The organism is Psychroflexus sp. MES1-P1E, from assembly GCF_002836055.1.
GTDB lineage: Bacteria > Bacteroidota > Bacteroidia > Flavobacteriales > Flavobacteriaceae > Psychroflexus.
Map to the genome: position 1 here is coordinate 31,816 of NZ_PJBS01000163.1, position 24,495 is coordinate 56,310.

Sequence of the window (24,495 nt, forward strand, 5' to 3'; positions counted from 1 at the left end):
AAAAGCTATAATTGAATATGACAGTATGTCATAGGTGTTTTGATGGCATAATGATTGACTTTTTGTAAACGAAATCAATTTTTAAGAATATTAAAATATTTAATTATGAGTAAGATTATAGGAATAGATTTAGGAACAACCAACTCATGTGTTTCCGTAATGGAAGGTAATGAGCCAACTGTTATTCCTAATGCTGAAGGTAAAAGAACAACTCCATCTGTAATTGCTTTCGTAGAAGATGGTGAAATTAAAGTTGGTGATCCTGCAAAACGACAGGCAGTCACTAACCCAGAAAAAACGATAGCTTCTATCAAAAGATTTATGGGAAATAAATTCTCAGAATCTACTAAAGAAATAAAAAGAGTCCCTTACAAAGTGGTGAAGGGTGAAAATGATACTGCTCGTGTAGATATCGACGGCAGAATGTATACTCCTCAGGAGCTTTCGGCGATGATCCTTCAAAAAATGAAGAAAACTGCTGAAGACTATTTAGGTCATGAGGTTACCGAAGCTGTCATTACAGTGCCTGCTTATTTCAACGATTCACAAAGACAAGCGACTAAAGAAGCTGGAGAGATTGCTGGGTTAAAAGTAAGCAGAATTATAAACGAGCCTACAGCTGCAGCTTTGGCTTACGGTTTGGATAAAAAGGATAAAGATCAAAAAATTGCAGTATTTGACTTTGGTGGAGGTACACATGATGTCTCTGTCCTTGAATTAGGTGATGGTGTTTTTGAAGTATTAGCAACAGATGGTGACACCCATTTAGGTGGTGATGATGTAGATGAAGTGATTATCGATTGGCTAGCTGAAGAATTCATCAAAGATGAAAGCATAGATCTTAGAAATGATGCTATGGCTTTACAGAGATTGAAAGAAGCTGCTGAGAAAGCTAAAATTGAATTGTCTTCTTCTAGTACAACTGAAATTAATCTTCCGTATGTCACTGCTACTCAAAGCGGACCAAAACACTTGGTAAGAACTTTTTCTAGATCAAAATTTGAGCAATTGATTTCTGGATTGGTTAAAAGAACCATTACTCCATGTGAAAAAGCACTTAAAGCTGCAGGTCTAAACAAAAGTGATATCGACGAAATCATCTTAGTTGGTGGTTCTACTCGTATTCCTGCTGTTCAAAAAGCTGTTGAAGACTTTTTTGGTAAGAAACCAAGTAAAGGTGTAAATCCAGATGAGGTTGTTGCTATAGGTGCAGGTATCCAAGGTGGTGTGTTAACAGGAGATGTGAAAGATGTATTGCTATTGGATGTGACTCCATTATCTTTAGGTATTGAAACTATGGGTGGTGTGATGACCAAGTTAATTGAATCTAATACAACGATTCCTTCTAAAAAATCTCAGGTTTTTTCTACCGCTCAAGACAATCAACCAAGTGTAGAAATACATGCTTTACAAGGTGAGCGTCCAATGGCACAAGATAACAATACTATTGGTAGATTTCACTTAGACGGTATACCACCAGCAAAACGAGGAACTCCTCAAATTGAAGTTACTTTTGACATTGATGCCAATGGTATTATTAAAGTAAGCGCTACAGATAAAGCAACTGGTAAGTCTCAAGACATCAGAATTGAAGCGTCTTCTGGATTGACTGAAGAGGAAATCAAAAAAATGAAGGAAGAAGCAGAAGTTAATGCTGAAGCAGATAAGAAGACTAAAGAAAAAGTAGATAAGCTCAATGAAGCTGATGCTATGATTTTCCAAACTGAAAGCCAAATGAGTGAATTTGGAGACAAAATTTCAGCCGATAATAAAAAGCCTGTTGAAGATGCTTTAGAAGAGCTAAAAGCAGCTTATGAAACTAAAGAACTAGAGACAATTACTCCAGCTTTAGATAAATTAAATGAAGCTTGGAAAACAGCTTCTGAAGAAATGTATAAAGCACAAGCTGATCCACAAAAAGGTGGAGGAGATCAACAACCAGATAAAGATGCTGGTGATGACAAGAAAACCGAAGACAGCGATGTTGAAGATGTAGATTTCGAAGAAGTGAAATAAAATAGATTCACATTAATAGTACTAAAACCGCTCAATTCTGAGCGGTTTTTTTTTATGATAAAAATTTAAAAACTAGATATCCTAAGCCAAAACAAACTAAAAAGAATAAACAAATTCTAGAAAACAGTAAATAGTTAGGGCTAATTTTAATAAGATCTTTGTTTTTATTCTGAATAATCAATTTCAAATTAAACCAAGCTAAAACTGGAGACGCTAAAAATGATAATCCAGCCGCAAAATCTACCAAAACTGTAAAAGTACTATTCAAAAAATAAAGAATTACAAGCGCTATCATCGGTATGATAATTATAAAGACATGGTAAGCATTGAATTTTTTATGAGTTTGTTTTTCGCTTTGTACCAATTTTGACATCACTCTTGGAAAGGCATCGGTTACCGTTAGGGTGGTACTGAACATAGTGATAAAAGCAATAAATGCAATTAAAATTCTACTCCATTCTCCTAGGGTTTGAGTGTACATTTCTATTAATTGTGCCGAAAAAGGCACACTAGCAGATGCAAATATTATGTCGCTGCCGTTCATTAATAAAAGTCCCATTAGAAAGAATAAGACACCTAGAAAAGTTGCTGATAAATAACCAATATTAAAATCTAAACTTGCTTCTCTAGAATTTGGCTGGTATTTGGTTTGAAGGGTTTTTTCTCTTGCCCATAAGGAATGCCACACCGCTGCATCTATAGGAATTGGCATCCATCCCATTAATGCAATGATGAAACCAATACCACTAAGGGTCCATAATTCGGTAGATTTATTGAAACTGATGGTTGAAAAATCAACTTGAAAGCCAGCAATGATGACAGAAAAAAGCGTTGAAATGGTTAAAAGACTTATGACAATTTTCATCAATAAATCCAATTTATTATACTTTCCTATAAGTAGAATCAGAATGCAGAATATCAACAATACTAGACACCAAGTAAAATTTGACCAACCAAAACCAAACAAATATTCAGCTAAACCAGCAGAAACAATTGTTACGGCGGCTTGGATAATAAACATAGTGAAAATGGTGATTAACGCAAAAATAACGACGTGACATCGCCCGAGAGTTCTGTAGCCCTCTATTAAATTTTTCCCAGTGGAGGAGACATATCTTGATCCAAATTCCAAAAAAGGATATTTGGTAAGACAAGCAATCAAAATTGCGAAAATTAAAACTACACCATAATCAGCACCTGCTCTTGTAGCTTGAACCAAATGTGAAACCCCAATAGCTGCGCCTGCCAATAAAAAACCTGGTCCGATGTATTTAAGTAGAGCTTTCAAATGGGGTTCTAAATTTTGACAATCTTATTACTATTTTTTCAAAATGTCACAATTTCAATAGTTAAATCATAAAGTGAAATTACTTTTTATCATTACAGCTTATTTTAATTACTTTTGCGTCACTAAACTAAATCGGGATGAGTCAAAAATTGCTTCTTAGCGCAAAAGAAATCAACATTATTCTTCATCGCTTAGCTTGTCAGTTAGTCGAAAACCACAAAGATTTTCAAAATTCAGCCCTTATAGGCATTCAGCCTAGAGGAAGTTTCTTAGCACAGAGATTATATCATATCCTAGATAAAGATTATGGGTTGAACGCCTTAAAAGTCGGTAAACTCGATATTACCTTTTACAGAGACGATTTTAGAAGAGGCGATAAGATGCTAAAAGCTAATGAAACTGAAATTGATTTTATTGTCGAAAATAAAAATGTCGTCTTGATAGATGACGTTCTTTTTACAGGACGAAGTATTCGCTCAGCTTTAACTGCACTACAATCTTTTGGTAGACCTTCAAAAATTGAATTGCTTACTCTTATCGATAGACGATTTAGCCGGCACCTACCCATTCAGCCAGATTATAATGGCAGAAAGGTAGACGCCATTAACGATGAACATGTGAAAGTGTGTTGGAAAGAAAATGATGGAGAAGATGCCATTTATCTTATGAATAACTAAAGCCAATTATGAAAGAACTTAGTGTTTCAAATTTACTAGGAATAAAATATCTTACCACTGAAGATCTTCACCTTATTTTTGAAACTGCAGATCAGTTTAAAGAAATCATCAATAGACCGATCAAAAAAGTTCCGAGTTTAAGAGATATTACAATTGCTAATCTATTTTTTGAAAATAGTACCCGTACGCGCTTGTCTTTTGAATTGGCAGAAAAGCGATTGAGCGCAGACATTATTAACTTTTCTGCCTCCTCTTCCTCGGTAACAAAAGGGGAAACCTTGGTGGATACAGTCAATAATATTTTGGCTATGAAGGTAGATATGGTCGTCATGCGTCATCCTAATCCTGGAGCTGGAGTTTTCCTTTCAAAGCATATTGGGGCAAGTATTATCAATGCAGGTGATGGGGTTCATGAGCATCCTACACAAGCTCTTTTAGATGTCTATTCAATTCGAGAAAAATACGGTGATGTAAAAGGGAAGAAAATTGTGATTATTGGAGATATCATGCATTCTCGAGTGGCCTTGAGCAATATATTTGCTTTAAAAAAAATGGGGGCTAAAGTAAAAGTTTGCGGTCCTAATTCGCTTATTCCAAAGCATATTGAAAGCTTAGGGGTCGAGGTTGAATACAATCTTACAGCTGCTCTAGAGTGGTGTGAAATTGCTAATATGCTTAGAGTACAGCATGAACGAATGGAACATTCTTATTTTCCTAGTACCAGAGAATATGTTCAGCAATATGGAGTTAACAAGGCTCTTCTCGATACCCTTAGCAAACCTATCACAATTATGCATCCTGGCCCTATTAATAGAGGCGTTGAGATTACAAGTGATGTAGCCGATTCTGAACATTCCATAATCCTTAATCAAGTAGAAAATGGTGTTGCTATTCGAATGGCAGTCATGTATCTATTAGCTTCAAAAATTAAGCAATATGAAAACTGAAGAAAAAGATAATTATACCATATTTAGAGATGAAAAAGAGGATGTCAATGACTTTGCAGAGTTCTTAACTCAAATACAAGATCGGTTCAAAGATAAAAACATCGTTACGGACATCACTAAGTATGGTGAGCTCACTTTAGAAGAGCTTCTTATGTTTTTAAAATTATCGACTACTCATCGAAAAGGAAAAAAATCCTTTGTGATTGTTAATGATACCATCAATATAGATTTAGTTCCAGAGGAGATACATGTCGTCCCAACTCTGCAAGAAGCCGAGGACCTCATTGGTTTAGAAGAGCTCGAAAGAGATTTAGGCTTTTAAGATGATGCAACTCACCATTTTGGGCTGCCACTCAGCTACCCCTAGGGCAAATGCTCATCCCACAGCTCAAATTCTTGATATAAATGGGGAGCTTATGCTCATTGATTGTGGGGAAGGGACACAAGTTCAACTCCGTAAGCAAAAAGTAAAATTTTCTCGCTTGAGCCATATTTTTATCTCTCATTTACATGGAGATCATTATTTCGGTCTCATAGGACTGCTTTCTACCTTCAGTTTATTAAGTAGAACTGCAGAACTTCATATTCATGCTCCCAAAGGTTTGGAGGAGATTCTAAAGTTACAGTTTAAGGCTAGTCATTCTTATATGTCTTACCCCTTAATTTTCCATACTCTTGCGTCTTCAAAGTCTGAAATGATCTTGGATAATGAGAAATTAACAGTAGAAACCATTCCATTAGATCATAGAATTTATACCAATGGATTTCTATTTAAGGCTAAAGTTGGCGACCGTAAACTTCTCATCGACAAAGTTCTTGATCTAAATATCGATAAGGCTTATTACAAAAGTATCGTCAAGGGTAAAGATGTCGAAACCAAAGATGGAGAGTTGATAAACAATAAAGATATAACCGAAGATCCCAAACCTGCGCTTAGCTATGCCTTTTGCAGCGATACGGCTTTTAAGCCAAATATAGTTCCTCAAATTACAGGTGTGAGCTTGCTATATCATGAATCTACTTTTCTTGAGGAGCAAGAACACTTGTGCAACAAGACCAAACACTCCACTGCAAAACAAGCGGGAATTATTGCACAAAAAGCAAAAGTTCACAAATTAATTTTAGGTCATTTTTCGGCGCGTTATAAAGATCTGTCTCTCTTTGAAAAAGAGGCTAAAGTGGTTTTTGATAATGCTGAAAACGCAGAAACCGGAAAAATATTTAGGTGCGATTAGCAGGAATCTTTTATGAATTATATTGTTTCTCATTCATTAATTTTTTAATTTGCTACCATGGATAACAATTTACACGATTACAGAAAATCATACGAAAAATCAAGCTTGGATAGAGGGAATTTAAATCAAAATCCACTACAGCAGTTTAGATCATGGTTTAACGATGTTGAAAAATCAGGCAGTTTAGACGAGACAAATGCTATGACTGTTTCTACAATTGGAGCAGACGATTTTCCGAAAAACCGAATCGTACTTTTAAAGTATTACGATGAAAATGGGTTTGTATTTTATACCAATTACGAGAGTGAAAAGGGCAAAGCCTTGATTGATAATCCTAAGACTTGCTTATCTTTTTTTTGGCCAAATATGGAACGACAAGTCATTATAAAAGGTTTGGCGGAAAAGCTTCCAGACACTGTTTCAGACAATTATTTTGCATCAAGACCTAAAGGGAGTCAACTCGGTGCTCTGGTGTCCAATCAAAGTGAGATAATCGAAAATAGAGAAGTTTTGGAAAATGAATTAAAATCTCTTGAAGACAAATACCAAAATAAAGAAGTGCCAAGGCCAAAAAGCTGGGGAGGCTTTTTAGTGAGACCACAGAGTATGGAATTTTGGCAAGGTCGACCTAATCGACTTCATGACAGATTCAGATTTACTCTAATTGATGATTTAGATTGGAAGATTGAACGTTTAGCTCCGTAGTATGAAACGAATAATTTTTGTAAGGCACGGAAAGTCTTCGTGGGATTCTCCAGTAGAAGATAGGCAAAGACCTTTATCTAGTCGTGCATATAAAGACGCAGAACATGTTATTTCTGCTTTTAAAAGTTATAAAGATTTTCCTGTCGAGGTCTTTACGAGTGATGCTAAAAGAGCATTAACTACTGCGGAACTCTTCCAAAAAGAGTTACACATAACAGATAATCACTTTCATATCAAACCCGAGCTCTACACTTTCAATGCAATTGATGTTTTAAAGTTTATAAGTAAGGTAAGTGATGAAGTTGAAACTATAATGCTATTTGGCCATAATCCCGCCTATACTGAGCTTGTTAATACATTGGGAAGTTTACCTATACAAAACTTGCCTACAACGGGTCTTGTAAGTATCCTTTTTGAGATTGACTCATGGAAGAAAGTCCAGTCAGGGCAAACCAATTTATACTTATTTCCAAAACATTTGAGATAATGCATCACAATAGATACGATAATAGAGAATTAAGTTGGTTGAAATTTAATCAACGCGTGTTACAAGAAGCAGCAGACCCATCCGTTCCCCTAATTGAACGACTCCGATTTCTTGGGATTTTCTCTAATAATCTAGATGAATTTTTTAAAGTACGCTATGCCACAGTAAAGCGAATAGATCTAGCTGGTAAATCAGGTAAGAAAGTTTTGGGCGGTTTTAATGCGGGTAGACTGCTAAAGGAAATCACACAAATTGTGATCAAAAATCAAGCAGAAAGCTTAGATATTTTGGCTTCTATCCAGCATCAGCTTAAGGACCATGATATCTTTATCATCGACGAAACAGAAGTCACACTTGATCAAGCTGAATTTTTAAAAGAATTTTTCTTAGAAAAAGTGAGTCCAGCCCTAGTCACAATTATGCTGAATGATATTGACAATGTTCCAAATTTGACAGATTTAAAAGCTTATTTAGCTGTGAAAATGGTTCAGTTTGAAAAAGATCGATTGTCAAACAGATATATTTTAATAGAGATTCCGTCGAGTGTAGAACGCTTTGTTGTAATTCCTTCTGACGACGGAAAGAAATATGTTATTCTTTTGGATGATTTAATTCGATTTAATCTCAATGTTATCTTTAACATTTTCGATTATACCAGTATTTCTGCACATATGGTAAAAATTACAAGAGATGCTAAGTTGGATCTTGAAGGGGATTTGAGCAAAAGTTATATAGAAAAGCTAATGGATAGCGTAAAGGATAGGTTAGAGGGCGACCCAGTTCGATTCTTGTACGATAAAGAAATTGAACAAGATACGTTAGACTTTTTATTGAATAAAATGGAAATTGACACTACCGACAGTCTAATTCCTGGGGGAAAGTACCATAACCGAAGAGATTACATGAATTTCCCAGACCTTGGTGCTAAGCATTTATTGTACGATAGAATAGTACCTCTTCCAATTCCTGGACTTGAAATTCAAGGGAGTTTATTGGAAAAAATTTCTAAAAAGGATTTCTTGCAATACACTCCTTATCAAACTTTTTCTTATACCGTCAAATTTTTAAGAGAGGCCGCATTAGATCCTAAAGTAAAGTCAATAAAGATTACAATTTATCGATTGGCATCTGTTTCACATATAGCGAGTTCCTTGATAAATGCGGTTAAAAATGGAAAACGAGTTACTGTTTCTATCGAGCTTCAAGCCCGTTTTGATGAAGCCAATAACATAAAGTATGCAGAGAAAATGGAAAGAGAAGGTGTTAAGCTCATTTTTGGGGTAACGGGTCTTAAAGTACATTGCAAAACCTGTATTATAGAACGCTTAGAAAATCGAAAAATAAAATATTATGGTTTTATAAGTACGGGGAATTTTAATGAGAAAACAGCAAAGATTTATACAGATTATACTTTGTTTACTGCACACCAAGGTATTCTAAAAGATATCATCAAGGTTTTCGATTTCTTTGAAGTGAATTATAAAATTAAAAAATACAAGCACCTTATTGTTTCGCCTCACTACACAAGGACAGAATTTTCAATTTTGATTGATCAAGAAATTCAAAATCAACAAGAAGGAAAAAAATCTGGGATTTCTATTAAAATGAATAGTTTATCAGATTACGGAATGATCGATAAACTTTATGAGGCTAGTAGAGCTGGTGTGAAAATCAAATTGATTATAAGAGGAATAAACTGCCTTATCCCTCAAGTGCCAGGTATGAGCGATAACATTGAATCTATAAGTATCGTTGATAAATTTTTGGAGCATCCTAGACTCTATATTTTTGAGAATGATAATAACCCAGTGGTATTCATCTCTTCTGCAGACTGGATGACTAGAAACATAGACCATAGAGTAGAGGTGACTTGCCCTATTTACGATAATGATATTAAACAAGAACTGATAGAGACCTTTAATATTTCTTGGAAGGATAATGTAAAAGCAAGGGATTTCTCTTCTAATAGAGAAAACGCTTACAGGCCAAAGTCTGGACCAGATTTTAGAAGTCAATTTGAAACTTACTCGTATTATAAAAATAAACTGCAAGCAGCAGAAACCAAAAAGTAATCGTTATGCTTTCGATAAAAAAATTCGCAGCCATCGACATTGGGTCTAATGCCGTTAGGCTTTTAATTTCTACCATTACCGAACCAGATAATAAACCAGTAACTTTTAAAAAAACATCATTAGTCAGAGTGCCTATAAGGCTTGGTCAAGATGTGTTTACAAAAGCTTATATCTCAGATGAAAACAGCCAAAGGGTAGTAGATACCATGAAAGCCTTTGGTTTATTGATGAAATCTCATAAAATTGAAGCCTATAGGGCTTGCGCAACTTCTGCAATGAGAGATGCGAAAAATGGTGAAGCTATGGTAAACTTAGTCTCTAAAGAGGCCAACATCGATATTGAAATAATTGATGGAAGTGATGAAGCCTTTATTATTGCGGCCTCAGACTTGCATACTTTAGTAGGTAACAATAAAACTTATCTGTATGTTGATGTGGGTGGAGGAAGTACAGAATTTACTTTGTTTTCTCACGGGAAAATCATCGATTCTAGGTCATTTAAACTAGGGACAGTTCGTATTTTAAACAATACTATAAGTAAGGATGTCTGGGAGGAAGCGGAGGCTTGGGTAAGGTTTATTACCAAACCGTATTCCAGAATTGAAATGGTGGGATCTGGTGGAAATATCAATAACATTTTTAAATCCAGCAATAAAAAGCTAGGAAACCCCTTGTCTTATCTTTACTTAAGTTCTTACTACCAGCTTTTAAACTCTTTTACGTATGAAGAGCGAATTTCAGAGTTGAGCTTAAACGAAGATCGAGCAGATGTGATCATACCTGCGGCAAAGATTTATTTATCAGCGATGAAATGGAGTAGATCGAAATCTGTACATGTGCCTAAGATTGGTCTAGTTGATGGAATTATAAAATCTTTGTACAACAACTCAAAGTCTTAAGCCTATTGTTTTTAAAAATGAGTTCTTTTGCTTTTGAAGAAAAAGCAAAATATAAAATGCAACATTTGAAGGATAGGTTGGTATAAGGCTGATTTAAAAAACCAGAGGTGTCATTATAGGCTTAACTTAACTCTCTATAAGTTGATAAATTATTTTTCTGATTCTGGTGGATACTTTTGAAGTATTTCGCTAACAAGGCTTTGAATAAATTCCTCCCTAGCTTTACCTTTCAAATTTTCCTTAAAGCGTGCTTCTACGACTCCTTGCCAAAATAAACTATTGGTTAATCCATCTGCAAATTCTACAGTCAGAGCAATGGTTCGTTTAGAGCTTTGTGGGGAGACCGTAGTTCCTATTCCACCAGCATAACCTCCAATGCCTATTCCAAAATTGCTATTTGAAGTTTGATTAAATACTTCAGCGAAGAAATTAATTTTGAAGTCTGGAATAAGCTTTTCTTCAAAACCTTTACCAACTAGACTATCTACTAGAGTGACGTAAACCCGGTCTTCATCTAAAGGCGATAGGCCAGAATTTTCTACGGCATAAAAATTAAAACTTTTGTATTCTCCAAAGTTGGTTTCTGCAGCATAGTCGGTAAATACCTTTGGTGTGTTACATGAAATCATTAAAAGGATAATTAATAATAGGCTAAAGCTGACTCTCATTTTTTTAAATATTTAGAATTTTGTTTGTTAACCGACCTCTTTCTTACCAAAATATTAAAGATCATCTCTCATTTCCTGAACCTTTACTGTGAGTTGATTCATATAATTTAATATTTTTTCTTGGATACTTTGATCCTTCACTCCTAGGATTTGAGCGGCTAGTATACCAGCATTTTTTGCCCCGTTAAGTGCCACTGTAGCCACAGGAACGCCATTAGGCATTTGTAGAATGGAAAGAATAGAGTCCCACCCATCTATGGAATTGCTCGATTTTACAGGCACACCTATTACGGGAAGAGGCGTTAAAGAAGCTACCATGCCTGGTAAATGAGCAGCGCCGCCGGCCCCGGCAATAATAACATCTATTCCTCTATGGTGAGCTTGTTTTCCAAATTCCATCATAAGTTCAGGTGTTCGGTGAGCGGATATGATATCGACTTCTATTTCAATCTTAAAGTCTTTTAAAATATCAATAGCCTCCTGCATAACAGGAAGATCACTTTTACTTCCCATGATAATAGCAACTTTACCCATAGCTTTAGTGTTTAGAAATAACTTTAATTGTGGATTTGACGTGTTCGGCAATTTTTCGAGCTTCTTTTATATCACTATGGATAATGTTGACATGTCCCATTTTTCGGAAAGGGTATGTCTGTTTTTTACCATAAATATGAGGAGTTACCCCTGGCATATCCATAATGGTTTGGATGCCTTGGTAAACCACATCTCCAGTGTGATTTTCGTCACCAACTAAATTGACCATAACCGAGTTGGTTTTACTGGAAGTCTCTCCTAAAGGTAAATCGAGGATTGCTCTTAAGTGTTGTTCAAATTGATTTGTATAACTGCCTTCAATGCTAAAATGACCACTATTGTGTGGTCTTGGAGCAACTTCGTTAACAATGATATTATCGTCTTGGGTTAGAAACATTTCTATGGCCAACAAGCCTACATGTTCAAATCTATTGGATACTAATTGTGCTAAATTTCTTGCTTTCTCAGCAATAGAAGGCTCTATTCTTGCTGGGCAAAGCACATATTCCACTTGGTTGGCTTGGGGGTTAAATTCCATCTCCACCACCGGATAAGTTTTGATATTTCCAGAGACATTTCTCGCTACAATAATAGCGATTTCAGTTTTGAAATCTACCAACTCTTCAGTAAGACATTCACCATTGGGCAAAGCCTCTAGATTTTTTTCAGATTTAATAACACTTACTCCTTTTCCATCATAACCTCCTGTACTGCTTTTCCATACAAAGGGGAATTTGACTTTTCCTTCAGAAACATCTTTCTTCAAAGCGTCTAGAGATGGATAAGTCATAAAATCTGCTGTAGGTATTTGGTTGGCTTTATAAAATTCCTTTTGTACAGATTTGTTTTGAATCTTATTTAGAGTAGCAGCAGAGGGGTATACTTTTACTCCAGAAGCCTCTAGGTCTTCTAAGGCTTTGACATTTACAAATTCAATTTCAAAAGTCAGTACGTCAACTTGTTTTCCAAACTCCATGACGCGATCGTAATCCATAAGATCACCTGTCTCAAAATGGTTACAGGAAATTTTTGAAGGCGCCTCTGGGTTTGGATCCATAACATAGGTTTGGATATCAAGTTTTCTAGTGTCGTACAGCATCATTTTACCTAGCTGTCCTCCACCTAAAATACCAAGTTTAAAGTCGGATGAGAAGTAATGTGTCATGACACAAAAATAAGAGAATTACTTACTGTGGTGTGTGCTTTTCCAAAAAATTTCATTTTTAAAAGAAGTATACTACATCATATCGCTTTTCGTTATTATTGTGCAAATAATAAATCCATGAAATTTTTTGAAAACACAGTTTATGCTAGGTTTTTTATTTTAATCACTTCTTTTGTGGTCATTGGGGTTGTTGTCTGGAATATTTCTGTGTTTTATGAGGGTGTGAAACAGGAAGAGCGTGAAAAAATGAGGATATGGTCTTCCGCCCAAGAATCGATAAATAAAGCAGGAGAAGAGCAAGATTTGAATCTCGAACTGGAGATATTGAATGCCAATGATGACATTCCTATGTTTATTGTTGATGAGTTCAATCAATTTAAGGAGGTCAATAATATTCCAGAAAGCATTTCAAAAGACTCTACAAAACTCAGGCGATATTTTGAATCTATTAAAGCTCAAAATCAACCTATAGTCATTGACTTAGATAAGGTTGGTAAGCAATATTTATATTACAGTGATTCTGCTGTGCTTACTAAAATTAAATATTATCCCTTTATCCTTTTGCTTATTATTTTTCTTTTACTAGGGCTAATTTACCTGTATTATATCACTGCAAAAAACAGTGAGAAGAATAAACTTTGGGCAGGGATGGCTAAAGAAACTGCACACCAAATAGGTACACCACTATCTTCACTTGTGGGTTGGATGGAAATTTTAAGATCAGAAAATGTCAATCCAGATTATATTAAGGAAATTGAAAAAGATATAGATCGCTTAAAAACAATTACGGAGCGTTTTTCTAAAGTAGGCTCAAAGCTCACCTTGGAAGAGGCTAGCCTTAATACAGTGGTGGAGCATTCTTTTAATTACCTGAGAGATAGAAGTTCTAAATTGATCGAGTTTTCAGTTGAGCTACCAGATAAGAAACTCACTTGTAAACTGAATCCAGTCCTTTTAAGTTGGACGATAGAAAATCTCACCAAAAATGCTATCGATGCTATGAAGGGTAGGGGGGAACTAAGTCTTCTGTTATTTGAAGATAAGAATGGATTTAAAATCCATATTAAGGATACTGGAAAAGGAATTCCAGCCTCAAAATTTAAAACTATTTTTCAGCCAGGCTATTCCACAAAAAAGAGAGGGTGGGGTCTTGGACTCTCACTTTCTAAACGAATTATAGAAGATTATCATTACGGTAAAATTCGGGTTTTAACCAGTTCTGCAGAGAAGGGGACTACCTTTGAAATAAGACTACCTAAGCTTTCTTAATCTTATCTTCGTTCAATGTTTTCCATAACAAATCTTTCAGAGGTTGTAATCCTTGTTGTGCGATAGATGAGATAAAGACGTGTGGAATAGTATCAAACGCATGTTCAATTTCTTCAGCCAATTCTGTTTTTAGCTCATCATCCAAAAGATCGGTCTTGGTAATTGCAATAACTCTAGACTTGTCCAAGAGTTCAGGGTTATAACGCCTAAGTTCATCTAATAAGATTTCATATTGTTTTTTAACGCTTCCAGCATCTGCAGGAATAAGAAATAATAAGGTTGAATTTCTTTCAATATGTCTTAAAAACCTATAGCCTAACCCTTTTCCTTCTGCAGCTCCTTCAATTATTCCAGGAATGTCTGCAACTACAAAAGTTTTATAATCTCTGTATTGTACAATACCCAAATTGGGCTTTAGTGTGGTGAATTCGTAATTTGCAATTTTTGGTTTTGCAGCGGTTATAACTGAAAGTAAAGTGGACTTACCTGCATTTGGAAATCCAACCAATCCAACATCTGCAAGAAGTTTGAGCTCTAAAGTAATATCTAGTTCTTCACCAAGAATACCGGGTTGAACATAGCGTGGAGTTTGGTTGGTCGAACTTTTAAAATAAGAATTACCTTTACCACCCATTCCGCCTTGTGCAACGATATATTCCTCTTCATGTTCCGTCATTTCTTTAATCACTTCATTGGTTAAGGTATCACGGATAACTGTTCCTAGTGGGATTTCTATGTATTGATCCTCACCTCCTGCACCCGTACTTGTTTCCTTACCACCGTGTCCTCCATGTGTAGCTCTAATGTGTCTTTTAAACTTAAGATGAAACAAGGTCCAGAGATCTTTATTTGTTTTAAAAATAATATGACCACCACGACCACCGTCACCACCGTCTGGACCACCTTTCGGAATATATTTTTCCCGTCTTAGATGCGCGGAGCCTTTTCCTCCATTTCCAGATTTTAAGTGTATTTTGATATAGTCTACAAAGTTACCTTCTGTCATAATAGTAAGCTAAATGCTCGATTTATATAAAGAGTCAATGACTTTACTGATGCGTTGAGTAATCTCAGAGATTGAGCCCACACCATTCACACCAAAGTATTTATCCTCTTTTTTGTAAAATTCCTTAAGAATTTCTGTTTCGTTATAATATACTTTTATTCTGTTGCGTATCACTTCTTCGCTGGCATCGTCTTTACGCCCCGAGGTTTTGCCTCGTTCCAATAACCGCTCAACAATAACACCATCTGCAACTTCTAAAGCGACCATTGAGTTAATTTGAGAGTTTTTTGAAATCATTAATTTGTTTAAAGACTTAGCTTGTGATTGAGTTCTCGGAAACCCATCAAAAATAAAACCTTTGCTATCAAGATGGTCTTCAACTTTGGCATTGAGCATTTTAATGGTGACTTCATCGGGAACTAACGCACCTTTATCCATATAAGATTTGGCTAGTTTTCCAAGTTCAGTTTCATTTTTGATATTGTACCTAAACAAATCTCCTGTTGAAATATGTACAAGTCCATATTTCTCCTTAAGGTGTTCTGCTTGTGTTCCTTTTCCAGCGCCTGGAGGGCCAAATAACACGATGTTAATCATCTATACTTGATTTAAGTTGATATATTTCTGGCAAATTTCTTCCTAATCCATTATAATCCAATCCATAACCTACGATAAACTTATTTGGAATTTCCAGCCCAACATAATCTATGGGAAGGGATTTCTTATAAGCTTCTGGCTTAAAAAATAGGCTTGCTATTTTGAAGGAAGCGACTCCTTCTTTTTTTAATTGACTAACAATATGTTCTAGCGTAAGTCCTGTATCTACGATGTCTTCAATTACAATAACGTCTCTGTCTTTCAAGTTTCCCGCGCCGAGCAATGTGCTCACTTCACCCGAAGAAGAAGTTCCTTTGTAAGAAGCTAATTTAGTAAAACTGACTTCACAATCTCCTTTGTAATATTTCAACAAGTCAGATAAAAACATAAAGGCACCATTTAGTATTCCTAGGAAAATAGGAGTTTTTGAAGAGTAGTCTTTGGAAAGTTCTTCAGCGAGTTGCTTTATAGTATCTTGGATCTTTTCAGGACCTAGATAGGGTTCGAATTCTAAATCGTGAATTTTGATCATACTGTTGAAATTAATAAAAGCGCAAATATAGGAATTCATAACCTATTAATGGGTACAACTCAGTGAATAGGAAAGTAAAATTAAAAAACTCCCAATCTATGAGATTGAGAGTTCTATTTTGAATTGAAAAAACTAATTTCATTTACCTAAATACATACGTTTTTTCTTGTCCTTTTGGGGTTAGAAAGGTCACTAGCATAGGTTCTTCAGGGTTTTTATTTTTTATGATAGACTTTACATCTTCAATTGTGTAAACCTCCTTGTCATTAATTTTAGTAATCAATACTCCCGTGATATCGTTTTTAGTAAAACTATTTGGTAAAACTTTACTGATTATCACGCCCGAAGACGCACCATATTTTTGAAGTTGATCTTCTGAAATCTCCGATACTTCTAAACCGATATCTTCAATCTGGTAGACTTTAAAGATATCCAAGGTTACTTTAGACTCACGTTCGTTATTATTTCTCAAGTAAGTAATAGTCACAGTTTCTCCTGGATTTTTCGAACTCAAGTAACCTGTCATATCTGCAAACTTTCTGATTTTAATATTATCGATAGATTTAATAATATCACCTTTTTTAAGACCTGCTTTATAGGCACCACCTTTAGGGTCCACCCCATCGATATAAAAACCTTGTGATATTTTGATTTCCAGTTGTTTTGCTGTCTCGCTACTCAAGTCGGTTCCTCTAATCCCCAGAACTGCTTTTCTTACATTACCAAATTCGATTAAATCCTCAACTATTTTTTTGGCATTGTTACTTGGAATAGCAAAAGAATAGCCTACGAAGGAGCCAGTTTGAGAAGTGATAGCGGTGTTAATACCTATGAGTTCTCCTCGTGTGTTAACCAAAGCACCACCGCTATTTCCAGGATTCACTGCGGCGTCTGTTTGTATAAAAGACTGAAATTGATCATCACTTCCACTCAAATCTCTAGCCTTTGCACTTACAATACCTGCAGTTACTGTAGAGGTGAGGTTAAATGGATTACCAACGGCTAGGACCCACTCGCCAACCTTAATTTGATCGGAATCTCCAAAAGGGAGATAATCCAAATTTGTCGCGTCTATTTTTAATAAAGCAATGTCGTTTTGAGATGAAGTACCGATGACTTCTGCCACATAGGTTTTGTTGTTATTTAAGGTGACTTGGAGTTCAGAGGCTCCTTTAATCACATGATTATTGGTGACTATTAATCCATCGGGACTCAAGATTACTCCAGATCCGGCACCTCTTATTGCTTTTTGAGTTTCTCCGCTTCCGTAGTAATAGTCAAATAAACTTCTAGGTTGCCTTGTAGTGGCTACATTTTTTACGTGAACAACGGCGTTTACAGTTCTTTCTGCAGCCTCAGTAAAACTTAATTCAGACTTTTCTTTTAGAGCTGAAGTAAGCTGCACTGTTGGATTCATGCTATCTTGTTGCCAGGGTATTTGGTAAGATTCAGAAATTAGGGGCGGTGCCTCAAAAAAGATTTTATATACTCCAACGCTAAGAAAGGTGACCATTAGAGCTAGAGCAAAAAATTTAATGTTTTTTTTCATGACTAGTATTATTTTAGTGAATTTAAAATTACTTTATGTCTTCAGATTAAGAATGAATTTAACCCATTTTTAACCCAAGCGTTTCCCTTATTATTATCCTATATTTGCAAGTTACAATTACAATTAATGGACTTACATTTCTTTAAATATCAGGGAACGGGAAACGATTTTGTACTTATAGATAACAGGATTCCAGTTTTCAAAAACGATGCCAAATTCATCCAAGGCTTATGTGATAGACGATTTGGTGTAGGAGCGGACGGTCTTATTTTACTGGAAAATCCATCCGATTCTATTTCAGATTTTAAAATGATTTATTTTAATGCAGATGGCAAAGAAAGCAGCATGTGTGGGAATGGTGGGAGATGTATAGTCGCTTTTGCAAAACAGCTTGGCATTATCGATTCTGAAACAACTTTTGAAGCTGTAGATGGTTTACATTCTGCTATTATTAAAGGGGAGACAGTCAGTTTAAAAATGATAGATGTTCCCACTGTAAATTTAAGTAGAGAAGCTTCTTTTATGAATACAGGTTCTCCACACCATGTAGCTTTTGTGGATGATGTGAAAGATTTTGACGTTTTTGTACAGGGTCGCAGAATAAGAAATCTTCCCAACTATGAGGCCATAGGTGGAACCAATGTTAACTTTATTCAAGTTATTGACGGAGATGTCCATGTAAGAACCTATGAAAGGGGAGTGGAAGATGAAACCTATTCTTGTGGCACCGGAGTTACTGCTGCGGCTATAACATCAAAAATGTCCAATAAAGTTGAAGATTTACCGGTGAAGGTTCTTACTAAAGGCGGATCTTTGGAAGTTTATTTTGAAATTGAAGGTTTAAATGCAGCTAAAAATATTTGGTTAAAGGGACCTGCTACATTCGTATTTGAAGGAAATTATAATGATAAAACTTAAAAGTTCACACATTTTACTTAGAGCCTTGATCTTAGAAGATTTGGATTTTCTTGAGCTGGTGGAAAATGATGAACACTTTTGGTATTTAAGTGATACAGTTCAGCCCTTCTCTAGATCGGTCTTAAAAGAATACTTACAAAATGCTTACAAAGATATTTATGAAGTTAAGCAAATGCGACTGGTTATTGCCTTGCACAATAAGCAACCTATTGGATTTATAGATCTTTATGATTTTGATCCTAAAAATAAGCGAGCTGGTCTTGGTATTCTAATTCTTAAGGATTACCAGGCTAAAGGTTATGGTACAGAAGCTTTGGAATTGATGTTAGATTATACGTTTGATGTCTTGGATTTGCATCAAATATTCGCTTCAATTATAGAAAATAACAAAAATAGCTTAAGGCTTTTTAAAAGCTTTGGATTTGAAGAAATTGGTCTTAAGAAAGATTGGAGATTTAATGCTGGTAAATTTCAAAGTGAATATTTACTTCAAAAAATAATGCATGTACATTAAAAAAATATTAATCGCAGCTTCTGCGGTAGGTCTAGTTATTCTAGGTGTTATAAGTTATGCTATTTACACAACTATTTTCTCCCCAAATACCACGTTCGAAGCTGAAAAGCAATCGGTTTATATTTTAACAGGGAGTAGTCTTCAGCAGGTTGTTGATCAGATTCATCCTTTACTTATAAACACAGAGGATTTTATTACTGTAGCAGAAAAGAAAGGCTATCAAAATTCAATAAGAGCCGGCCATTTTGTGTTGGAAAAAGGAATGAATAATAACAGAATTGTCAACACTTTACGATCTAGGAATGTTCCCATTCAAGTTGGCTTTAACAACCAACATAGGCTAGAAGAACTTTCTGGACGAATTGCAGAACAAATTGAAGCCGACAGCATATCTCTATTATCTGCTATGGTGGATAGTACTTTTTTGGATTCTCTACAAATAACAGCTCTAGAAAGCCTAAAATTTTATATTCCAAATACCTACGAATTTTACTGGAATACCTCTGGAGAAGAATTCCGGGATAGAATGGTCAATTATTATACTAAATTTTGGAATACCAGCCGAACTAAAAAGGCTAATGCTCTTAATTTGACACCTACAGAAGTCATGTCTTTAGCGGCTATAGTTCAAAAAGAAACCGCTAAAGTAGAGGAGCGACCCAAGGTTGCAGGAGTGTATTTAAATAGACTTCGCATAGGAATGAAGTTACAAGCAGACCCTACTGTAATTTTTGCTATCCAAAACCAAAATCAAGATTTTGAAACTCAAATTAAACGTGTTTTGTATAAGGATTTAGATTTGGACTCTCCTTATAACACGTACAAGAACAAAGGATTACCTCCAGGGCTTATCGCTATGCCGGATGTGTCTTCTATAGACGCTGTGCTGAATGCAGAATCTCATGACTATTTGTATTTCGTTGCTGATACAGAAAATATGGGGTATCATAAATTTGCTAAAACTTATGCTCAGCATAACCGCAATGCTCGGCTGTATCAAAACTGGGTGAATGAGCAAAAGATCTATAGATAAAATTTAATCTCCTCTATCAACTAAAAAAGACCTCGAATTTCGAAGTCTTTTTTAGTTGATGATGTATTGCCTTTTAGGCTTCTACAGTATACATCTTTTCACGTTGTTCTTTGATTTTGGGATCCGACATGTATTCATCGAACGTTGAAAATTTGTCAATGATGCCATTAGGTGTGAGTTCAATCACTCTATTACCTACTGTTTGTGCAAATTGATGGTCATGAGTAGTAAGTAAAATATTTCCTTTGAAATTCTTTAAAGAATTATTGAAAGCGGTTATGGTTTCAAGATCTAAGTGATTGGTAGGTTCATCTAAAATTAAAACATTGGCTCTAGTCATCATCATTCTACTAACCATACATCTTACTTTTTCACCTCCAGAAAGTACATTACAAGTTTTTAGTGCTTCATCGCCACTGAAAAGCATCTTACCTAAAAATCCACGGATGTGAACTTCCTCTCTCTCTTCTTCAGTTTTAGCCCATTGTCTTAGCCAATCTACAAGAGAAAATTTACTTTCGAAATAGTCACTATTGTCGTTAGGTAAGTAGGATTGGTTGGTCGTGACTCCCCATTTATAAGAGCCTGTATCTGGTTCTGCATTGCCATTTATGATTTCATATAAAGCACTGGTAGCACGAGAATCTTTTGAATAAAAGACCACTTTATCGGTTTTGTTTAAATTGATGTGAACATTTTTAAAAATGACTTCACCGTCTATGCTAGCCGATAGGTTTTCAGCATGTAAAATTTGATCTCCGGCTTCTCTTTCTTTTTCAAAAATAATAGCAGGATATCTTCTATTCGAAGGTTTGATATTCTGGAAGTCCAACTTGTCCAACATTTTCTTTCTCGACGTCGCTTGCTTCGACTTAGACACGTTAGCACTAAAACGCTCAATAAATTGTTGAAGTTCCTTTTTCTTTTCTTCAGACTTTTTGTTTTGCTGTGCACGTTGCTTGGCAGCGAGTTGAGACGATTCATACCAAAAGGTGTAGTTACCGCTATAATGGTTGATTTTTCCAAAATCTATATCAGAGATATGAGTACAAACCGCATCTAGGAAGTGACGGTCGTGAGAAACGACAATAACGGTATTATTGAAGTTTGCTAAGAAATTCTCCAACCACGATATAGTTTCATAATCTAAATCGTTGGTAGGCTCATCCATAATTAATACATCAGGATTTCCAAAAATAGCTTTAGCTAAGAGTACTCTCACTTTTTGTGGTCCATCTAAGTCCTTAATCAATGTATAGTGAGAACTTGACTCTATGCCTAAATTAGAAAGTAGGGCAGCGGCATTACTCTCGGCATTCCAACCGTCCATTTCTTCAAATTCAACTTGAAGGACTCCAACGCGTTCACCATCGGCATCATTAAAATCTTCTTTGGCATAGATCTCATCCATTTCCTTTTTGATCTTGTAAAGCGGCTCATTCCCGATTACGACCGTCTCTAGGACATTATAATTATCAAACATGGAGTGATCTTGTTCCAAGACAGACATCCGTTTACCAGACTCTAAGGTGACATTGCCAGAAGTGGGATCCATTTTGTTAGAAATGATATTTAGGAACGTTGATTTTCCAGCACCATTGGCACCAATAATACCATAGCAATTCCCAGTGGTAAAGGTCGTATTGACTTCATCAAAAAGAATACGTTTACCAAATTGCACAGAAAGATTTGAAACTGAAAGCATAATAAATCTAATTTTTTGCAAAAGTAATCAATTTATGACAATTCATGAAGGATTAACAAAACTGCTTTTTTAACTGTGAGTTAACATATTCAACGATTTGGTAAAGTTAGATTTGTGTGTATTGTTCAGTTTTTATGAGATATACCTACCTATTACTAATATTAAGTTTTTTGTCATGTACAAATCACACTGAAGATAAGGAAACTTATGTCGGTGGTAGAATTGTTAACCCAAATACTAATTACGTCACTCTAAAACATAATGATGACATTATTGACACCATTGCTTTAGATTCTAACAATAATTTCGGTTTCAGATTTTCTATAGATAAAGAATCTGTTTATACTTTTAAACACCATCCAGAAAGTCAATCGATGTATCTGAAGCCCGGAGATAGTTCAGTATTAAGGGTGAATACTATGGCCTTCGACGAATCCTTGAGTTTTGATGGAGACTCGTCAGAAGAAAATAATTTTTTGATCAATATGTTTCTTCTTAATGAAGAGGATAACGATCTAATTCTTTCCTACTATAGAATATCTCCAGATGCTTTTACCAAAAAAACTGACTCTTTGAGAGCATTAAGATTGGCAAAATTCAACACACTAGAGAGTCAATCGAATTTTAGTCCTTATTTTAAGAATATCGCCTTAAGTACTATTAATTATGAACATTATGATATGCGAGAACGCTACGCATTTCTCATAAGGAAATACATCCCAATAAAATTTAAAGAATTTCCAAAAGATTATTTTAGCTATCGAGAAGATGTGAATTTTAATGATTCCGATTTAGTTTCCAACTTTAGTTATATGCGATTTTTGGATAATTATCTTAAAAATTATTCTATTGAAGTTTGTGAACCTTCCAACAGAGAGTGCTTCGATTTGAATGACCATAAAAACTTGAAGCGACGGTTGAATTTAGTTCACGGGTTATTTCAAAATGACTATTTGAAAACCAACTTTTTTAATCGACTAATTCGGCGTGAAATTGTTTTTTCTCAAACTAAAGCCCAGCTAGAAGAAACCTTATCCATCATTCAGAAATTTGATCGCCCTACATTAGATGAAAAAGAATTACATCAATTAACAGCTATTCAAAGTCAATATCTAATAGGGAGTAGCTTGAAAGAGGCAAGATTTAAATCCACCAGTTCAGACACTTTAAGTTTTAAATCTCTTGCTCAAGGACAGCCTGTGGTTTTGTATACGTGGTCCGCTTTATCCTTAGAGGCCAAAAAAAGCAATTTGAAAAAAATCGATGAGTTGAGAGCTAAATATCCTAAAGTTAAGTTTTTAAGTATAAACCTAGATTTTCAAAACGGAGCTCTTTGGCAAAATGCGTTAAAACAACTCGACTTTAAATATAGCACCGAATTTCAAATCATCTCTGATGCACCCTTTAGTAAATATTCTTTTTTTAGAAATTATCTCAATAAGGTATATGTTGTTGATCAATCTTTTACAATTACAGATAATTCTTTGAACCTGAATGATCCTAAGTTAGAAAGTCATATCCTGAGTTTATTAAATCGTTAAAATATTGTAAGGTGTTGGTGTCTTGTTATTTTCACATCATAAAACAGGGCAATATCATTAAAATAAACCATAATTTAAATGCTTTAAATTATGCCTTTTTATGAACATCAAGAATATTGCTATTATTGCTCACGACTACCATGGTAAAACAACTTTGGCAGACATAATTAGGCATTACTGTAAATTGTTTTGCAACAACGAATCAACAGGAGATCTTATCTTAGATAATAATGATTTGGAGCATTAGGGTGGAATTACTAGTATATCTAAAAATGTCTCTGTCATCTATAAAGACACCAAAATAAATAGTATTGACACTTCCGATCACGCTGATTTGGAGGAGAAGTAGAGCGTGTTTTGAATATGGCTGATGGAGTTCTGCTAGTGGTAGATGTCTTTGAAGGTCCTATGTCACAAAATCGTTCCGTCTTACAAAAAGCTTTAGATCTTAAACCTTGTGTTGTTATCAATAAAGTCGACAAGCTTAATTGTACTCCAGAAGAGGTACACGAAAAGTGTTTGACTTGATGTTTGAGCTTGGTGCAGAGGAATGGCAATTGGACTTTCCAGCTGTTTACGGTTCGGTACTTAACAACTGGATGAGTGATAGCCTGAAAGAAAAAACTATCTAGCGTTAGATCCTCAGGTGCAGATGACAAAGCAAAAATTGTCCCTGCTAGGAAATTCTCTTTAGAAGAGGCTTTAGAATATATTCAAAAAGACGAATATGTGGAGGTAACCCCAAAACATTTGAGAATTAGAAAAATATACCTAAAAGAAATGGACAGAAAAAAACATAAGATTATCTAAATTCTATTTGGTTTAGAATCATGTAAAATAAATAAATCCCTGTTTAATTTCTTAAACAGAGTTTTTGGTTTAAAATTAATGTAGATCTAAATGGTATAAGTTTTAAATTTTAAGAGGGCACTTAAATATTCTACATTATGGATTTTTTGTTTCAATAGGACTCTATTCTAACCAAACAACCTTCCCCTTATCCATATCATAAACGGAACCTACAATTTTTATTTCTCCATTAGCTTCCATTTCTTTTAGAATAGGACTGTTTATTCTAATTTGGTCTATAGTATTTTTTACATTGTTCTCGCAGACCATATGTACAAATTCTTCATTT

The 24,495-nt window shown here is 35.1% G+C and carries 25 protein-coding genes and 1 pseudogene; 16 read left to right on the forward strand and 10 right to left on the reverse strand.

Annotated features, from left to right (window positions below):
• Positions 1–105: 105 nt before the first annotated feature.
• Positions 106–2,016: a molecular chaperone DnaK gene (dnaK, locus tag CXF67_RS07645; protein ID WP_102088216.1), complete on the forward strand. Its 1,911-nt coding sequence runs from the start codon at positions 106–108 to the stop codon at positions 2,014–2,016.
• A 52-nt stretch (positions 2,017–2,068) separates the two neighbouring features.
• Here the strand turns inward: dnaK and CXF67_RS07650 are convergent, their stop codons facing one another.
• The gene (locus CXF67_RS07650) at positions 2,069–3,304 is read right to left on the reverse strand and encodes an Nramp family divalent metal transporter (protein ID WP_102088217.1); all 1,236 of its coding nucleotides are present in this window, start codon (positions 3,302–3,304) and stop codon (positions 2,069–2,071) included.
• A 137-nt stretch (positions 3,305–3,441) separates the two neighbouring features.
• Between CXF67_RS07650 and pyrR the strand changes: the two genes are divergently transcribed.
• From pyrR to CXF67_RS07690, 8 genes are read left to right on the forward strand one after another with little or no spacing between them, the layout of a single operon-like run.
• On the forward strand, positions 3,442–3,981 hold the full coding sequence (pyrR, locus tag CXF67_RS07655; protein ID WP_102088218.1) for a bifunctional pyr operon transcriptional regulator/uracil phosphoribosyltransferase PyrR: 540 nt from the start codon (positions 3,442–3,444) through the stop codon (positions 3,979–3,981).
• Between the two features lie 8 nt (positions 3,982–3,989).
• A complete protein-coding gene (locus tag CXF67_RS07660; protein WP_102088219.1) occupies positions 3,990–4,928 on the forward strand; it encodes an aspartate carbamoyltransferase catalytic subunit in 939 nt (312 codons plus the stop codon).
• Positions 4,918–5,250: a ribonuclease Z gene (locus CXF67_RS07665; protein WP_102088220.1), complete on the forward strand. Its 333-nt coding sequence runs from the start codon at positions 4,918–4,920 to the stop codon at positions 5,248–5,250. Before CXF67_RS07660 ends, CXF67_RS07665 begins: the two co-directional genes overlap by 11 nt.
• Before the next feature lie 4 nt (positions 5,251–5,254).
• Positions 5,255–6,163: a ribonuclease Z gene (locus CXF67_RS07670; protein ID WP_102088237.1), complete on the forward strand. Its 909-nt coding sequence runs from the start codon at positions 5,255–5,257 to the stop codon at positions 6,161–6,163.
• Between the two features lie 57 nt (positions 6,164–6,220).
• Positions 6,221–6,868: a pyridoxamine 5'-phosphate oxidase gene (gene pdxH / locus CXF67_RS07675; RefSeq protein ID WP_102088221.1), complete on the forward strand. Its 648-nt coding sequence runs from the start codon at positions 6,221–6,223 to the stop codon at positions 6,866–6,868.
• Position 6,869: 1 nt separating this feature from the next.
• Positions 6,870–7,355, forward strand: coding sequence for a SixA phosphatase family protein (locus CXF67_RS07680; protein ID WP_102088222.1), 486 nt, complete (start codon positions 6,870–6,872; stop codon positions 7,353–7,355).
• Positions 7,355–9,427, forward strand: coding sequence for a polyphosphate kinase 1 (gene ppk1 / locus CXF67_RS07685; protein WP_102088223.1), 2,073 nt, complete (start codon positions 7,355–7,357; stop codon positions 9,425–9,427). The genes CXF67_RS07680 and ppk1 overlap by 1 nt, the downstream gene beginning before the upstream one ends.
• A 5-nt stretch (positions 9,428–9,432) precedes the next feature.
• Positions 9,433–10,326 (forward strand): Ppx/GppA phosphatase family protein, encoded by an 894-nt coding sequence (locus CXF67_RS07690; RefSeq protein WP_102088224.1) that lies wholly within the window; start codon positions 9,433–9,435, stop codon positions 10,324–10,326.
• A gap of 149 nt (positions 10,327–10,475) precedes the next feature.
• Here the strand turns inward: CXF67_RS07690 and CXF67_RS07695 are convergent, their stop codons facing one another.
• From CXF67_RS07695 to CXF67_RS07705, 3 genes are all read right to left on the reverse strand, one after another.
• The gene (locus CXF67_RS07695; protein ID WP_257984624.1) at positions 10,476–10,955 is read right to left on the reverse strand and encodes a DUF4136 domain-containing protein; all 480 of its coding nucleotides are present in this window, start codon (positions 10,953–10,955) and stop codon (positions 10,476–10,478) included.
• A gap of 93 nt (positions 10,956–11,048) precedes the next feature.
• Complete coding sequence (purE, locus tag CXF67_RS07700) at positions 11,049–11,528, reverse strand: 5-(carboxyamino)imidazole ribonucleotide mutase (protein WP_102088226.1); 480 nt, start codon at positions 11,526–11,528, stop codon at positions 11,049–11,051.
• A gap of 4 nt (positions 11,529–11,532) precedes the next feature.
• Positions 11,533–12,693 (reverse strand): 5-(carboxyamino)imidazole ribonucleotide synthase, encoded by a 1,161-nt coding sequence (locus CXF67_RS07705; protein WP_102088227.1) that lies wholly within the window; start codon positions 12,691–12,693, stop codon positions 11,533–11,535.
• Between the two features lie 117 nt (positions 12,694–12,810).
• On the opposite strand from CXF67_RS07705, the gene CXF67_RS07710 reads away from it, so the two are divergent.
• Positions 12,811–13,962: a sensor histidine kinase gene (locus CXF67_RS07710; RefSeq protein WP_102088238.1), complete on the forward strand. Its 1,152-nt coding sequence runs from the start codon at positions 12,811–12,813 to the stop codon at positions 13,960–13,962.
• On the opposite strand, the gene obgE is transcribed toward CXF67_RS07710, so the two are convergent.
• The 4 genes from obgE to CXF67_RS07730 all read right to left on the reverse strand — a co-directional run bounded on the left by obgE (position 13,949) and on the right by CXF67_RS07730 (position 17,646).
• Positions 13,949–14,968, reverse strand: a complete 1,020-nt coding sequence (obgE, locus tag CXF67_RS07715) for a GTPase ObgE (RefSeq protein WP_102088228.1) — start codon at positions 14,966–14,968, stop codon at positions 13,949–13,951. The two genes, CXF67_RS07710 and obgE, sit on opposite strands and share 14 nt — an antisense overlap.
• 9 nt (positions 14,969–14,977) lie before the next feature.
• Positions 14,978–15,565: an adenylate kinase gene (locus CXF67_RS19055; protein ID WP_015022996.1), complete on the reverse strand. Its 588-nt coding sequence runs from the start codon at positions 15,563–15,565 to the stop codon at positions 14,978–14,980.
• The gene (gene hpt, locus CXF67_RS19060; RefSeq protein ID WP_102088229.1) at positions 15,558–16,097 is read right to left on the reverse strand and encodes a hypoxanthine phosphoribosyltransferase; all 540 of its coding nucleotides are present in this window, start codon (positions 16,095–16,097) and stop codon (positions 15,558–15,560) included. The genes CXF67_RS19055 and hpt overlap by 8 nt, the downstream gene beginning before the upstream one ends.
• 142 nt (positions 16,098–16,239) lie before the next feature.
• On the reverse strand, positions 16,240–17,646 hold the full coding sequence (locus CXF67_RS07730; RefSeq protein WP_102088230.1) for a trypsin-like peptidase domain-containing protein: 1,407 nt from the start codon (positions 17,644–17,646) through the stop codon (positions 16,240–16,242).
• 126 nt (positions 17,647–17,772) lie between these two features.
• On the opposite strand from CXF67_RS07730, the gene dapF reads away from it, so the two are divergent.
• From dapF to mltG, 3 genes are read left to right on the forward strand one after another with little or no spacing between them, the layout of a single operon-like run.
• The gene (gene dapF / locus CXF67_RS07735) at positions 17,773–18,564 is read left to right on the forward strand and encodes a diaminopimelate epimerase (protein ID WP_102088231.1); all 792 of its coding nucleotides are present in this window, start codon (positions 17,773–17,775) and stop codon (positions 18,562–18,564) included.
• Entirely contained in the window at positions 18,551–19,078 is a 528-nt protein-coding gene (locus CXF67_RS07740; protein WP_015022992.1) for a GNAT family N-acetyltransferase, read from the forward strand. Before dapF ends, CXF67_RS07740 begins: the two co-directional genes overlap by 14 nt.
• Entirely contained in the window at positions 19,068–20,111 is a 1,044-nt protein-coding gene (gene mltG, locus CXF67_RS07745; protein WP_102088232.1) for an endolytic transglycosylase MltG, read from the forward strand. The genes CXF67_RS07740 and mltG overlap by 11 nt, the downstream gene beginning before the upstream one ends.
• Before the next feature lie 73 nt (positions 20,112–20,184).
• Here the strand turns inward: mltG and CXF67_RS07750 are convergent, their stop codons facing one another.
• Positions 20,185–21,816: an ABC-F family ATP-binding cassette domain-containing protein gene (locus CXF67_RS07750; protein WP_102088233.1), complete on the reverse strand. Its 1,632-nt coding sequence runs from the start codon at positions 21,814–21,816 to the stop codon at positions 20,185–20,187.
• 170 nt (positions 21,817–21,986) lie between these two features.
• Here CXF67_RS07750 and CXF67_RS07755 point away from each other — a divergent pair, with 170 nt between their 5' ends.
• From CXF67_RS07755 to CXF67_RS19200, 3 genes and pseudogenes are all read left to right on the forward strand, one after another.
• Positions 21,987–23,357 carry a TlpA family protein disulfide reductase gene (locus CXF67_RS07755; RefSeq protein WP_257984625.1) on the forward strand — a complete coding sequence of 457 codons (1,371 nt, stop codon included), beginning with the start codon at positions 21,987–21,989 and terminating at the stop codon, positions 23,355–23,357.
• Positions 23,358–23,457: 100 nt separating this feature from the next.
• A pseudogene (locus CXF67_RS07760) lies at positions 23,458–23,983 on the forward strand (GTP-binding protein); the annotation flags it as partial.
• A gap of 40 nt (positions 23,984–24,023) precedes the next feature.
• On the forward strand, positions 24,024–24,167 hold the full coding sequence (locus tag CXF67_RS19200) for a hypothetical protein (protein ID WP_374702244.1): 144 nt from the start codon (positions 24,024–24,026) through the stop codon (positions 24,165–24,167).
• 162 nt (positions 24,168–24,329) lie between these two features.
• Here CXF67_RS19200 and CXF67_RS07765 read toward each other — a convergent pair.
• On the reverse strand, positions 24,330–24,495 hold a 166-nt coding region (locus tag CXF67_RS07765), incomplete at its 5' end, for a carbonic anhydrase (RefSeq protein ID WP_374702245.1).